The sequence below is a fragment of the Streptomyces sp. NPDC058525 genome (genome assembly GCF_042719495.1).
Classification (GTDB): domain Bacteria; phylum Actinomycetota; class Actinomycetes; order Streptomycetales; family Streptomycetaceae; genus Streptomyces.
This window is the reverse complement of record NZ_JBHXNP010000115.1, coordinates 14100-27776: the sequence shown is the minus strand read 5'-3', so window position 1 is coordinate 27776 and position 13677 is coordinate 14100. Positions and strand designations below refer to the sequence as shown.

Here is a 13677-nt window from a genome sequence, read left to right as displayed (position 1 = left end):
GCTGACCGCCCCCGACACACCGACCGGCGCGGTCACCATCGAGATCAGCAGCCCCGCGGCGAAGCCGGCCCAGATCGTCCACTCCCCCCTGCCCCCGCTCCCCCGTCGCCCCCCGTCGCCCCCCGTCGCCCCCCGTCGCCCCCCGAGTATCGGAGCACTCCCGGCACCCAGCGCAGAACCGCAACACGATCTTCACGACCGGCGTCAGCACCCGTGCCCAGGCCGGCCAACTACCGCGCTCACCGGCTTCCCGACGGAAGCGAGGAAGTGTTCGGCGCAGCCAACGCCAAGAGGCCAGGCACCCCCGGTGGCGGGGGGGACCTGGCCTCTTGTGGTGTGCGGAGCGCTACTTCATGCCACGCGATTTCCTCGGCCCGCGGCGACCCTTGGCAGGGTAATCCGGGTCATCCTCGGCTGACGGCAGGGCAGCCGAGCCGTCAGCGTGGTCGTTGACCCAACCGCAGAGCGGGCACGCGTACCGGTTGTTCAGACCGGCAATCGAAGTCCCGCACTGGCGGCACTCGGTCTCGGTGATCTCCATCGCGGACAACGGTGGTTCCTCGATCCGTGGGGGCTGTGCCGGTAGCCATTGCGTCATGGGGGCACGCTACCGCCGTACTGCCCGACATGACTCCGGATGACCAGCCACAGTAGTTCGTACAGAGCCAGCGTCCATCAGGCCCCTGCTGCGCGGCCGCGCCACAGTTGCCACAGTTCATGGCCACCTCAATTCAGAACGGATGGGCCGTCTTTCCGTCTCCCCTACCCAGTTCCGCGCGCTGGCCTCGATCAGCGCACCCCGTGCAGGCGCAAGACGCGGATCGGGCGCAGCGGCAACCCCGCACGGACGCCCACGCGGTCTCCCCCGCCTCTGCCAGACGTCGCGCCCACATCGACAACACGGTCCCTCCGGTCCCTGTGCACGCCCACCCCGGACCTCCTTCGGTCAGCAGGCTTCCGCCGAGCCGTTCTCGCCGGACCCCGTGGCCCGGCGCCGGTACCGCTCGGCCTCGGGCCCGGCCACCACCTTTGCCAGGCGCAGCGCCTCACCCGGGGTGTGCCGGAACGCCACCGCGCGGCCAACGTCGCTCGAGTACTCCCGATCCGAGCCGGCCGCCGTCTCGGTCCAGGCCCGCAGGCCGGTCATCGCCCGGCCTCCCCCGCCCGATTCCCTGATCCGGCATCTGGCCGAGCGTCCGCGGGTGACGGGCTGGGGCGCGGATGCGCTCATCGTGGCCTCCCTGAAGCGGCGTCGGGGTTGTCCCGGCTCTGAGGACGCTAGGGAACCGGCGTATGACACCTCAACGTTCTTGCGGGAAATTGCGGGCGGTCACCCGCATGCCGTTCGCGCTCGGGTCAGGCGGGCTCGGGCGCCGGTGCCGTAGAGGGGCGACTGCGGAGAGCTGGGCGAACGCGCGCTCGTAGACGGCGGTCTCGCCGGGGGCGGTGAGGGTCACCCGGGCGGACAGCAGCTCGATGCCGACCTGGGCGGTGTCGTAGAGGGTGAAGGACTCCATCGACCACAGCGGGCGCGCGGCGCCGGCCGGGATGATGCCGAGGGAGACCTGGGGCAGGGCCGTCATTTCCAGGAGGTGGCCCAGCTGAGCGGCGGTGGTGGCCGCATCGGCCACGCCGGGGCGTAGGACGGAGTCCTCCAGGAGGAAGGCGAAGGTGCGGCCGCGGCGGTTGAGGATTTTCGAGCGGGCGGTCCGTGCGCGGGCGGCGGCCTCGGCGTCGGCCTCGGGGGCGTGGGGGCAGTGGTGGGGCTTGCTGGAGCGATCCCGCAGGCCCTCGAGGCCCTCGTCCTGGTACCTACGCAGCCACTTGTAGCAGCATGTGCGACTGATGCCGTAGTAGCGGCAGGTCAGCGCGACGTTCCCGGTGACTTCATCGGCGTGGCGCAGGACCGCCAGGCGATGTTGGGCCTGACGGTCCTGCTGCTGTTGCAGTGAAGGGGGCATGGCAGATCTCCGTAGTGGTCGGAGACCCGGGTGTCAACAACGTCCGGCAGTTTTATGGCTAGGCCGACTCTGTTCAGCTGCCGCCTGACTTCCCGTCGCCGGAAGACCCGACGCCCGTCAGGCAAGGGCGTTCGAGCGCAGGTTCCGGGCTCGGAGCACCAGCTCCAGTGCGAAGCGCTGATCGTGGTCGTCCAGCGCGTCGCCCCACAACTCCCTCAGCTGGCGCATTCGGTAACGGACCGTCTGGGGGTGGACGCCGATCCGCGCTGCCACCTCCGCGGCGCCGCCCCGGGTCTGGAGCCAGGCCAGCAGTGTGTCCGCCAGCCGCTCCGCGTGGCCCGGCGTGCAGGCGGCCAGCGGTGCGAGGCAGCCGGTGGCCAGGTTGTCGATCAGTTCGGCGGGGGGTAGCAGGAGCAGCGCCGTGGTGTGCTCGGTGCAGTCGAGCAGACCACGGGAGGGCAGGACCCCGGCCGTGATGAGCCCGACCGCCGTTTGCGCCCAGTGCAACGACCGCGCCGCCTGGGCCAGCGGTACGGTCGGCCCCAGCGCGCCGGTCCAGCCCGGGAGCGCCTGGCGCAGCGCGTCAGCCTGGCCGGCGTGGGCGGAGCCCGGGATGACCAGCCGGGGCTGCTCGCTCTCCCAGTCGAGGAGGATGCCGGTGCCTAGGGCTGGTGGAAGGAGCACGTTCTCGTTGCGGTGGAGGACTGCGATCGCAACCGTGTCCGGGATCCGCCAGCCTATGTTGGCGGCGTACTGGGCCGTCGCCTCGGGGTCGGCGGGCTCGTCCGCGAGCAGCAGCTCGACCAGACGGCGCTGGCGCCGGAGCCGTTCGCCGGCGGCCAGGGACTCGTTGCCGAGCTGATCCCGGGTGGCTTCGGCGACGAGGCCCTCGATGTAGTCGAAGCCGGCCTCGGCCAGCTCGTACATCGCGGCGGGCGGGATCCCCGCTCCATCAGCGATCTGCGTGAGCCGGCGCCAGGACACCCGGGCCCCGAAGCGGTAGACCGCCCGCATGAAGTCGAGCGCCCGCCCGGGCAGGGTCTCGCACCGATCGAGGGAGGCGGCGACCTCGCGGAAACGTACGCCGCCGTCCCCCGCGATCTTCGGGCCGCCGGGCGCCCGGACGCTCTCGACGAAGGGGCCGAGAGCCTGCCTGATCCGGGTGAGGACCCCGGAGACGCCGTCGTCGTCGAATATCTCCACGATCTGAGGGAACTGAGCGTGGATCTGCTGCATCACCTCGACCGAGAGCGTGGGGATCTCCGCGCAGGCGAGGCGGATGAAACGTTCGGTGTCGGCGGCGCTGACGGTGCTCCATGCGGAGGTTGACCGGGGGGTGATGGTTGGAGCGGGATCGGTTCGTACGCTCATGCGGGCAGACTCCCTGGATGCGCTGAGATCAGCCGGTGAAGGACACGAGCGGCACGTCGGGCTGGGCGGGAGTGGCAGTCGCGAGCGCGACCAGGCCGAGCGCGGCGGCCACGGCGAGGACCGCCCCCGCGGCGGCGGTGAGGGCGAGGGTGAGAACGGGGTGTCGGGTACGCATGGCTGCGGATCGTCCCTTCGTCGGCCCCGAGCGAGCGGGGCAGAGCAGCAGGCGACACCATTCGCACCGGCCCGGTCCCGTGCCCGCACAGTTTTGCCCTGGCGTTGACAATTCGTCAAGGGGGGACCTACGGTTCCGCGCTCAGGGGATGTACACGGGACCTGCCTCACTCTGGGCAGCCGTTGGGGACCTTTCGTCGCACCACCGCCTTCACCACCGCACGGTCTGTGCCGACCCCGACCCCTTACGGAGCGTAATCATGTCCGTGTCCACAGGTCAGATCCTTGACCAGCCCGCCGGCGAATTCCCCGAACCCGCTCCGGAGCCCCGCGCGCTGTCCCGCGCCGGTCTGGTGTTGACCGCCGTCGCGGCCTTCTTCCTGGTGCTGGCGCCGCTACTGCACTGGTACGCGCTGCCGAACCTGCGCAAGACGCCGATCGACACCAACACCACCACCGTCTTCACCGGCAGTGGCACCGTTTTCGACACCAAGGCCGTCGCCGTCAGCCCGGTCCAGGACCTCACGCTCACCAGGCGGGTGGTGGGCAACGTCGCGCAGAGCAGCCAGACCCGCGCGGTAATGGACATTTCCACCCAGATCGATACCGCCGCCACGCTCGAGCTCCGCGACCCGCGCAAATCCGTCCAGTGGACGGTGGAACGCTGGGTGACCGACCGCCGCACCAACCTTCCGCTGCACTCGCACGGCGAGAGCCCGACCTTCTCCGGCGAGGCGTACCTGAAGTTCCCGTTCGGCCTGGCCAAGCGCCCGTACACGTACTGGGACTCCACGCTGGGCGCCACCGTCACCCTTGACTTCCAGGGCACCGCGACCGTGAACGGCCGGACCGGCTACCGCTACGGCGCCGTGCTCGGCGCGACCAAGGTCGGGACCCAGCAGGTCCCCGGCAAGCTGCTCGGACTGGCTGACCGCAACCAGGTCGTCGCCGGCCGGTACTACGCGAACGCCGGGTTCAGTGTGGTCGTGGACCCGGTCACCGGCACCGTGTTGGACGCCCGTACGCAGCCGCTGGTGACCCTGCGGACCTCTGAGGACGGTCCTGACCTGCTGGTCCTGCTGCGGGCGGATCTCGCCATGACGGCGGAGACCCGGGACGGACAGGTGCGGACCGCGCAGTCCGCCGCCCGCAAGCTCGAGCTGGTGGGCACCACCGCACCCATGGCCTCCGGTGCCGCGGGGCTCGTCTGCCTGCTGGCGGCGGGCGTGCTGCTGCGCCGCCGCGCCTCGCGGTGACACCCGTCGCTCGCCCCAGTGACAGAGGAACCCTGTACTGCGCGCGAACTCAATCGGAATTTAGCAATCAGGTGAGTAGTACCGGGCGGTAGCAAGAGCCCAGACTGGCGGCGCGCGCTACCAGCGCGCCGCCAGCCGCATCCCCCGGTCCCTCCCGTGCGACTGCCCCCACCGGTCACCCCCGGTCCCCTGAGTCCTGCCCTCACTGCCTTGAGCACCGCCCCTCCCAGGAGCTCCCATGGCACATCAGACGTCCCCACACCCACCCCCTGCACTGACGGCCGTCAGGCCGTCGCCGGAGGTCCCCCACCGGATCACCGTCCTGGCCTGGCGCGACCTGGCCAACCCCGCCTCCGGCGGCTCGGAACTGCTCGTCGACCGGCTGGCCTCCGGACTGGCCGACCGCGGGCACGAAGTCACCCTGCTCTGCGGGGGCCCGGAACCGTCCGTCGACCGCGCCTACCGCGTGGTCTCCTCGGGCGGCACCTACGACCACTTCTTGCGGACCCCGCGCGCGTTCGGTCGCAGCGTCGGCGAGACCGACCTGCTGGTCGAGGTCTGCAACGGCGTCCCCTACCTGGCGCCGCTGTGGCACCGAGGACCGGTGATGTGCCTGGTCAACCACGTGCACACCGATCTCTGGGACCAGCGTCTGCCCAGCCCGGTCGCCCGGGTCGGCAGGATGCTTGAGCACCGGGCGCTGACCCGGACCCACTCCCGCAGCCTGATGGTCGCGGTGTCTCCTTCCACGGCCGACGCGATGGCGCGCATGGGCGTACCGCCCGACCGCATCCATCTCGTGCCCAATGGGGTCGAGGCCCCTGCGCCGCTGCTCCCCGAATCCGACGAACCGCTGTTCACCGCCGTCGGCAGGCTGGTGGAGTACAAGCGGATCGACCTCCTGCTGCGTTTGTGGGAGCGGGTCCGCCCGATCACCGGCGGCAAGCTGGTCATCGTCGGCGACGGACCGGAGCGGGCCCGGTTGGAGGCGCAGGCCGGACCCGGCGTGGTGTTCGCCGGGCGGGTCGACGAAGCCGAGAAGCACCGGCTGCTCTGCCAGAGCTGGCTGCTGCTGCACCCCTCCTCGCTGGAGGGCTGGGGCCTGGTGGTCACCGAGGCCGCCATCCGCGGCACGCCCACGGTGGGATTCGAGATCCCCGGCCTGCGGGACTCCGTCGTCAACGGCAGCACCGGCCTGCTCGCCCAGGGGGAGAGCGGGTTCGCCGCGGCCTGGTGCGCACTGGCGCTGTCCGCCGAACGCCGCGCCGCGACGGGGGCGGCGGCCCGCCGCCACGCGGAGCAGTTTTCCTGGGAGCACAGCGTCGACCGCTTCCAGGCCGCCGCCGCCCAAGCGGTCGCCCTGCACCGCTCCGGGCGGGCCGGATTCAGACGGACCTCGGCCGAGCCGTCGGCCCCGACCATGGCGGAGCGCTCGTGAAAGACCCCTCCCTGCGCCGCTCCCTCGCGCTGTTCCGCGCCTTCCGCAGCGAGCAGAGCGACCCAGAGAGGTTCTACACACTGCTGGCCGAGGACGCCGCCGACCAGGTCGAGCGGTACACACCCCTGGCCGGAGCGGTGGTGGCCGATGTCGGCGGCGCCGCCGGCCACTTCACCGAGGCGTTCCGGGCCCGCGGCGCGCACGCCTTCCTTTTCGAACCGGACCTCACCGAGCTGCACGCGCGCGGCGGACGCACACCCGGCCACGCGGTCGTCGCGGACGGGTACTGGCTACCGCTCACCGACGGCGCCGCCGACGTCTGCTTCTCCTCCAACGTGCTGGAGCACGTGCCCGACCCGCAGACCTTCATCAGCGAAATGGTGCGGGTCACCCGCCCCGGCGGCCTGGTGTACCTCTCGTACACCAACTGGTTCTCCCCCTGGGGTGGCCATGAGACCTCGCCCTGGCACCTGCTCGGCGCCGACCGGGCCCGGCGCCGCTACCAGCGGCGTACGGGGCACAGCGCAAAACACACCCTCGGCGAGAACCTCTACCGGGTGCACATCGGCCCGGTGCTGCGTCACGTACGCGGGCGCGACGATGTCGAGGTCCTCTCCGCACGATCGCGCTACTGGCCGTTCCTGGCCGAGACCCTCGTCCGTATTCCAGGCCTGCGCGAGATCGCGTCCTGGAACCTTCTCCTGGTGATGCGGAGAACCTCCGAATGAGCGCCCCCACTCTGCAGCTCCCCTCCGCGCCGCCCTCAAGGCCGCGCCCCCAACCTCGTACCGGCCGTCGCTGGCTCGCCGCCTTCTGGCTCTTGATCCTGTCCGCCTTCCTGGCCGCCGCGCCCGGGCGGATCGCCTTCGACACCAAACTCGCCGTCGCGCTCGACCCGGCGGGCTTCCTCGGCTCGCTCAGCACGCTCTGGCAGAGCGAGGGCAGCTTCGGCGGTCTGTCCAACCAGTACGTCGGCTACGCCTTCCCGATGCTGCCGTACTACCTGATCACCGATCTGCTCCAGCTGCCGGTCTGGCTGGCGGAGCGATTGTGGCTGTCGCTCGTGGTGACCGCCGCTTTCTGGGGCGCGCTGCGGCTCGCCGAACGCCTGGGCTACGGCTCCCGGCCGAGCCGGCTGCTCGGCGCGGCCTGCTACGCGCTGTGGCCGGTATTCACCATCGTGGTGGGCTCCACCTCGGCCGCCGCGCTGCCCGGCGCGGTTCTGCCCTGGGTCCTGCTGCCGCTCACCCGCTTCGTCTCGGCGCGCGCCGCAGCACTCCGCTCCGCACTGGTGATCCCGCTGATGGGCGGCGTCAACGCAACCTCGGTCGCTGCCTCGCTGCTTCCGGTCGGGCTCTACCTGCTCAGCCGGCCCGGCGGCAGCCGCAAGTGGCACCTGATCGCCTGGTGGGTGCCCGGCGTGCTACTCGCCACCGCCTGGTGGGCCGTGCCGCTGGTGCTGCTCAACTCCTACGGCGCCGACTTCCTGCGCTACATCGAGCAGGCGTCCACCACCACTGCCACCATGTCCGCCACCGAGCTGCTGCGCGGGGCAGGAAACTGGGTGGCCTACCTGCACTTCGGCACGGCCTGGCTGCCCGCCGGGTGGGACGTCGCGGCGAACGTCCTGGTGATCGCCTGCTCCGCGCTCGCGGCAGCGCTCGGCCTGGCCGGGCTCGCCCGCCGCGACCTGCCCGAGCGGCGCTGGCTGCTGCTGGTTGTCGGTACGGTCGCGCTGATCACCCTCGCCGGGTACGGCGGCTCCCTGGGCGCGCCCTTCCACGGCGCGGTGCAGCAGCTGCTCGACGGTGCTCTGGCGCCGCTGCGCAACATCTACAAGTTCCAGACCGGCCTCGCGCTGGCGCTGGCCCTGGGCCTGGCGCACCTGTGCGGCCGGCCCCTGCCCCGGACGGCCGCCCGGCTGCGGCTGGTGCCGGCGATGGTCGCACTCGCTGTACTGCCCGGCCTCGCGCTGCCCTACCTGAACGGCAACATCGTCCAGCCGGGCTCCTTCAAGGCGCTGCCCTCGCAGTGGAAGCAGACCGCGGCCTACCTGTCCGCCGAAGCGCCCGACAGCCGGGCCCTGGTGGTTCCCGCCGACGCGCACGGGCTCTACACCTGGGGCTCGACCATCGACGAGCCGCTCGACGTGCTGGCGGACTCCCCTTGGGCGCAGTACAACTTCGTGCCCTTCGGCCAGGCCGGCGAGCGCCGCTACCTGGAGGCGATCCAGGAGGCGCTGGCGACCGGGACCAAAGTGCCGGGGCTCGTCGCGTTCCTCGAGCGGTCCGGCGTGCACCACCTGGTAGTCCGCAACGACCTCGACCCCGCGCAGGTCGGCTACATCCCGCCCCAGACGGTACGCGCCACCCTGTTGGCCTCGGGCTACGAGCGGGTGACCGGCTTCGGCTCCCCGATGACCTCCGGGCAGCTCTCACCCGACACCCCGGTGCAGGTACAGGGGCTGTCCCAGCGGTATGCCGCAGTGGAGGTCTTCACCCCCACTGGCGGTGCCGCCGCACCTGGCAGGGTCACCACCCGCCCGGTCGCCGACACCGCGGTGGTCAGCGGCGGCCCCGAGTCGCTGCTCCCGCTCTCCGCGAGCGGTACGGTGACCGACCGGCCCGTGATCCTCTCCGGCGACCCCCTGCCGGCCGGCACCGGCGCAGCGCTGCGGGCGACAGCCGACGGGCAGCGCCGGAGCGACACGCTCTTCGGCCTGGTCGACGGCAACAACTCGTACACCTACACGGCCACCGAGACCAACCCGAAGGACGCCGGCCAGGACCCGGGCGGCGCACCGCGGCAGATCCTGCCCTCGGGCCCGGCCGGTTCCGCCGCCGAGCAGACCACCTCGGTGATCGAGGGCGCCAAGTCGGTCACCGCCTCCTCCTACGGTTCCTGGCTGTTCGCCCTGCCGCAGTACGACCCGGTGGGCGCCTTCGACGGGAACACCGGCACGGCCTGGACCGAGGGCAGCAGCGCAGACCCGGTGGGCCAGTGGCTGCGGATCGACCTCAACGAAGCGGTGGACCTCCCCGCCACCCTCAAGGTCACCCCGCTCGCCGGGGGTTCCCTGCGGCCCACCATCACCAAGGTGCGGATCACCACGGACCGGGGCTCGGAGGTGAGTGTGCTGCAGCCGCAGGCCGTGGCGCAGAACGTCAACGCTCCGGCCGGGCCCGCCGCCTGGGTCAAGATCACCATCGAGGGCGCCGTCGCCTCCTCGACGGGCGTGGGCGGAGCCGGGTTCTCGGAAATATCGATCCCCGGCGTCAAGGCCACCCGTGTGCTGTCCCTCCCGGCCGCCACAGCCGACGCCTACTCGCTGCACCGCACCCTCGACCTGGGCGGCTCCCAGTCGGGCACCATCGAGACCGGACTCAACCGCCAACTCACCACCGAAGCCGGAGACTTCAAGGTGACGGGCAGCGCCGTCGCCCTGCCCGGTCCTGCCCTGGACGCCCTGCTGGACCAGGTCGCCCCCGGCCGGGCCACGGGAAAGATCGGTATCGAGGCCGACTCCACCAGCTCCGGCAACCCCCGCAACCTGCTCGACGGCGACTTCACCACCGCCTGGATCGCGGGCGCCAAGTCCTCAGTCCGCCTCGCCTGGCAGGGCAGCCGCCCCATTGACCACCTGGTGCTCGGCGCCGCCGGCGGTCTCTCCTCCCGGCCGACCCAGGTGCAGCTCAGCACCCCGACCGACGCCGTCAGCGCGGCGGTGGACGCCAACGGCCTGGTCCGGTTCGCCCCGCTGACCACCGACCAGCTGACGATCACGGTCACCGCGACCGCCCCTGTCGTGATCCACAACCCGCTCGCCGGGCAGAACCTCCAGCTGCCGGCGGGCCTGAGCGAGGTGCACATCCCGGCCCTAGCCGATCTGGTGGTCCGTCAAGACGCCCAGAAGGCCCAGGACACGAAGGACACAGCCTTCACCTTGCCGTGCGGCAAGGGCCCGGTCCTCACCGTGGACGGAACCGCCCACCAGACCTCCGTGTCCGGTACGGCCACGGCCCTGGAGAAGCGGCATCCCGTCACCGTGAACCTGTGCCCGGCCACCGGATCCGCCCTGACGCTCGGTGAGGGCAAGCACCGGGTGTCCGCCTCGGACGACGGCGCACTGGCCGTCACCGGTCTCACCCTCTCTGCCCGCGACGTCGCCCCGGCTGCCAATCCCGGCTCGCGCCGGACGGTGGAAGTGGTGTCCTGGTCCGGGGACGAACGCAGCGTGAAGATCGGTGGGGGCGAGGCCTCCTACCTGCAGGTGCACGAGAACGCCAACCGCGGCTGGCGCGCAACCCTGAACGGCAAGCCGCTGCAGTCCGTCCGACTCGACGGCTGGCAGCAGGGCTACGTGGTCCCGGCGGGCGCGGAGGGAACCGTACTGCTCTCGTACGCCCCCGCCACCACCTACGGCCTCGGGCTCGCCCTCGGCGGCCTCGCCCTCCTGGTGCTCGCCGGGCTGGTCGTGGTGCCGGCGCTGCGGCGCCGGGGCGGCCGGCCGCACGACCAGCCCGGCCCGCAGGACTGGGACGTGTCCGAGGCGCCCCGGTGGCTGCTGGGCGTGGTCTTCCCTCTGGTGGTCCTCGGCGTCGTCGGCGGTCCGCTCGCACTGCTGGCGGTCCCGCTGGTCCTGATCTCGTTCCGGTGGCCGAGCCTGCTGCCGTACGTCGCCGCGGCGGCGATGACCGGCGCCGGCCTGCTGGCGGTCCTCATGCCCCCGAGCGGGGCGTTCAGCCCGGCCGCCGAGGTGCTCGCGCTGCTGGCGCTCGCCGCCACGCTGGTCACGGCGGACCGGCGGGCCACGGGGTCCCGGCACCGGGCCGAGGACACGTGACCGGCCCGTCCCTCGCCGCCCCTGCCGCCCGGACCCCGTCCGGACGGCAGGGGCGTGTTCCCTTCCCGGCGATGGACGAGTACTCACGCCACCTGCTCCAGGAGCACCGGGACGCGGACACCGTCCACCTGGAGGCCCACCTCCCCGGCACCGTCGACGTCGAGCGGCTCCGTACCGCTTTCATCCGGACCCTGGCCAGCCACCCGAGGCTGCAGGTACGGCAGGCCGACTCCCGCTGGTGGCACCGCCGCTACCACTGGGAGCCGACGGCGATCGACCATACCGCCGTGGCGGCCACCGCCGACCTCGGCCGCACCCGCCACCGGGCCCTCACCGAACCGCCCCCGCTCGCGCCCGGCCCACCACTGCGGCTGGAGACCGCACCCGCACCCGGCGGCGGCACCGCCCTGCTGCTGACGGCAGCGCACACCCTCGCGGACGCCGGCAGCTGCCTGCGACTGCTCTGCGACGTCGCCGACCACTATGCGGGCGCCCCGGCCGGGCAGCGCTCGGGCATCCCAGCCGGGCACCACCCCGGCGGCCGGGCCGGGCAGCGCTCGGGCATCCCAGCCGTGCACCACCCCGGCGGCCGGGCCGGGCAGCGCTCGGGCGGTCCGGCCGATGCCCCGGTCACGGTCATCGCCCGCGGCGGCCGCCCGGCCCGCATCGCGCCCGCCCAAGATCCCACTCCCGGCACCGGTGTCCACCTCAGCGTGCTCCCACTCGCCCGTACCGGCGCCAAGCCGCCCCAGCCGACCGTCAACGACCTGCTCCTGACGGCGGTCCAGCTGACCCTGGCCGAATGGAACCACCGCCACGGCCACCCCACCGGCCCGATCCACCTGTCGATGCCCATCGACGACCGCCCGCACGGCCCCCTCGCCCCCGGCGCCCCCATGGGCAACCACAACCACCTGGCCACCATCCGCGCCGAGGCACCCGCCCCCGACGCCGGTGCCGTCACGCTGCTGGGCCGGATCAGCGCGCAGACCCGCGCCGCCAAGGCCGCCCCTGTCACCGGTGGCGGCCTCGTTGCCGGCCTGGTCAGCACTCCCTGGCTGCCCATCGGCGCCAAGGCCCCGCTGACCAGGGCCCTGCGCCGCATCGCCGCACCCTGGACGTCCACCGCCCTGGTCAGCAACCTCGGCAGGGTGACCCACCCGCTCGACTTCGGCCCCGCCGGCCCGGCCGACGCCCTGTGGTTCTCGGCACCCGTCCGGATGCCCCGCGGACTCTCCGTCAGCGCCCTGACCCTCGGCGGCCGCCTCCACCTCGCCGTCCGCCACTGCCACCAGCTGCTCGCCGAACCCGCCGCCGCCGAGCTCGCCCGGCGCTGCGCCGAGATCCTGGACGCACTGGCGAGGGACGGAGGCCGCCGTTGATCCTCGGAGTCGCGGTCGCCCTGCTCGCCAACGCCCTCTACAGCGCGGGCTTCGTCCTCGAGAAGCGCGCGCTGGCCGCCCTCCCCGCACTGGACCCCCGCCGCCCGCTGCACCTGCTCCGGACACTGGCCTCCAGCCCCGCATGGCTGTTGGGCTTCACCGTGCTGGGTCTGGGCTTCGCCGCCCAGCTGAAGGTCTACCAGCTGCTGCCGATCGCCGCCGCCCAGGGAGTGTTCCTCTCCGGGACGGTGCTCCTGATCGCCCTCTCCGCAGCCGCACTGGGCGAACGCCCCGGCCGCCGGGAACTCCTCGCCACCGGCGTCATCCTGCTCGCCCTGCTCGCCGTCATCGGCTCACTCGGCGACGGCGAGGCCGACGGCAACAGGGTGGGAGTGGCGGCCCCCGTCCTGCCCCTGCTCGCCGTCTGCCTCCCCTGCCTCACCTTGGGACTCCTGCTGTTCCTCGCCTCACTGCGCCGAGCCGGCCGCCGGCACCGCCGCCGCAGCTCCGGCGTGCCGTACGGGGTTGCCCTCGGCCTGCTGTACGGGGTCAGCTCACTCGCCATCAAGGGCACCTCGGCCGCACTCACCGACCAACCGCTGACGACAGCCGTTCCCGAGCTCCTGCGCGGACCCCACCCCTGGCTGCTCATCGCCACCGGAGCAGCCGGTCTCGCGCTGTCCCAGACCGCACTCCAACGCTGCCGCGCCTCCGTGATCGTCCCGGTCACCACCACGGTGTCCAGCATCTTCACCGTCATAGCGGGCACCGTCGTCTTCGACGAAGACCTCCCCACCGAACCGCTCCGGCTGGCGCTCCGCCTCGGCGGCACCGCACTGGCCATCCTGGTCTTGCTCGCCCTCCCGCGCCACGACCGAACGTCCCCCACACCGACCCGCCGAGGAGAACCCCACCATGCCTCAACCCACTGAGCCCGACCCTCGACTCCTCTCCCTCCTCGCCTGCCCCGTGGACAAGGGCCCGCTCATCCACGTCCCTGAGGAGGATCTCCTCTACAACCCGCGCCTCAGGCGTGGCTACCCGATCCGCGACAGCCTCCCTTACATGCGCCCGCTCGACGCCCTCACCCTCGAGGACAGCCCGCACAAGGAGCTGCTCTGCAGAATCGAGGAGCGTGTGTCTCCCGCCTCGTGAGGGCAATCCTGCCCAGTCGAGCTTCCGGTCGGACCTACGCCCCGTGGGGCAAGGGTGGTTGCGCACGGCACTCGGGCTCAGCGCCCTCCGTCAGCAG

Annotated in this window: 11 protein-coding genes; 7 read left to right on the top strand and 4 right to left on the bottom strand. The window is 72.4% G+C overall.

What is annotated here, in order from left to right; translation table 11 throughout:
- Nucleotides 1-946 precede the first annotated feature (946 nt).
- From ACFWP3_RS35895 to ACFWP3_RS35880, 4 genes are all read right to left on the bottom strand, one after another.
- Complete coding sequence (locus tag ACFWP3_RS35895; protein WP_384229681.1) at nucleotides 947-1231, bottom strand: hypothetical protein; 285 nt, start codon at nucleotides 1229-1231, stop codon at nucleotides 947-949.
- Between the two features lie 70 nt (nucleotides 1232-1301).
- Nucleotides 1302-1961, bottom strand: a complete 660-nt coding sequence (locus tag ACFWP3_RS35890) for a Scr1 family TA system antitoxin-like transcriptional regulator (protein ID WP_384229679.1) — start codon at nucleotides 1959-1961, stop codon at nucleotides 1302-1304.
- A 117-nt stretch (nucleotides 1962-2078) separates the two neighbouring features.
- Complete coding sequence (locus ACFWP3_RS35885) at nucleotides 2079-3332, bottom strand: helix-turn-helix domain-containing protein (RefSeq protein ID WP_384229676.1); 1254 nt, start codon at nucleotides 3330-3332, stop codon at nucleotides 2079-2081.
- Nucleotides 3333-3360: 28 nt separating this feature from the next.
- Nucleotides 3361-3507, bottom strand: a complete 147-nt coding sequence (locus tag ACFWP3_RS35880) for a hypothetical protein (protein WP_384229674.1) — start codon at nucleotides 3505-3507, stop codon at nucleotides 3361-3363.
- A gap of 259 nt (nucleotides 3508-3766) precedes the next feature.
- Between ACFWP3_RS35880 and ACFWP3_RS35875 the strand changes: the two genes are divergently transcribed.
- The 7 genes from ACFWP3_RS35875 (at nucleotide 3767) to ACFWP3_RS35845 (ending at nucleotide 13580) form a co-directional block, all read left to right on the top strand.
- Nucleotides 3767-4762 carry a DUF3068 domain-containing protein gene (locus tag ACFWP3_RS35875; protein ID WP_384229672.1) on the top strand — a complete coding sequence of 332 codons (996 nt, stop codon included), beginning with the start codon at nucleotides 3767-3769 and terminating at the stop codon, nucleotides 4760-4762.
- A gap of 238 nt (nucleotides 4763-5000) precedes the next feature.
- The gene (locus ACFWP3_RS35870; protein ID WP_384229669.1) at nucleotides 5001-6200 is read left to right on the top strand and encodes a glycosyltransferase family 4 protein; all 1200 of its coding nucleotides are present in this window, start codon (nucleotides 5001-5003) and stop codon (nucleotides 6198-6200) included.
- Nucleotides 6197-6928, top strand: a complete 732-nt coding sequence (locus tag ACFWP3_RS35865) for a class I SAM-dependent methyltransferase (protein ID WP_384229667.1) — start codon at nucleotides 6197-6199, stop codon at nucleotides 6926-6928. The genes ACFWP3_RS35870 and ACFWP3_RS35865 overlap by 4 nt, the downstream gene beginning before the upstream one ends.
- Nucleotides 6925-11043, top strand: coding sequence for an alpha-(1->3)-arabinofuranosyltransferase family protein (locus ACFWP3_RS35860; protein WP_384229665.1), 4119 nt, complete (start codon nucleotides 6925-6927; stop codon nucleotides 11041-11043). Before ACFWP3_RS35865 ends, ACFWP3_RS35860 begins: the two co-directional genes overlap by 4 nt.
- Before the next feature lie 71 nt (nucleotides 11044-11114).
- Complete coding sequence (locus ACFWP3_RS35855; protein ID WP_384229663.1) at nucleotides 11115-12425, top strand: condensation protein; 1311 nt, start codon at nucleotides 11115-11117, stop codon at nucleotides 12423-12425.
- The gene (locus tag ACFWP3_RS35850) at nucleotides 12422-13357 is read left to right on the top strand and encodes a hypothetical protein (RefSeq protein ID WP_384229660.1); all 936 of its coding nucleotides are present in this window, start codon (nucleotides 12422-12424) and stop codon (nucleotides 13355-13357) included. The genes ACFWP3_RS35855 and ACFWP3_RS35850 overlap by 4 nt, the downstream gene beginning before the upstream one ends.
- A complete protein-coding gene (locus ACFWP3_RS35845) occupies nucleotides 13341-13580 on the top strand; it encodes a Trm112 family protein (protein ID WP_384229658.1) in 240 nt (79 codons plus the stop codon). Before ACFWP3_RS35850 ends, ACFWP3_RS35845 begins: the two co-directional genes overlap by 17 nt.
- The last annotated feature ends 97 nt before the right edge of the window (nucleotides 13581-13677 follow it).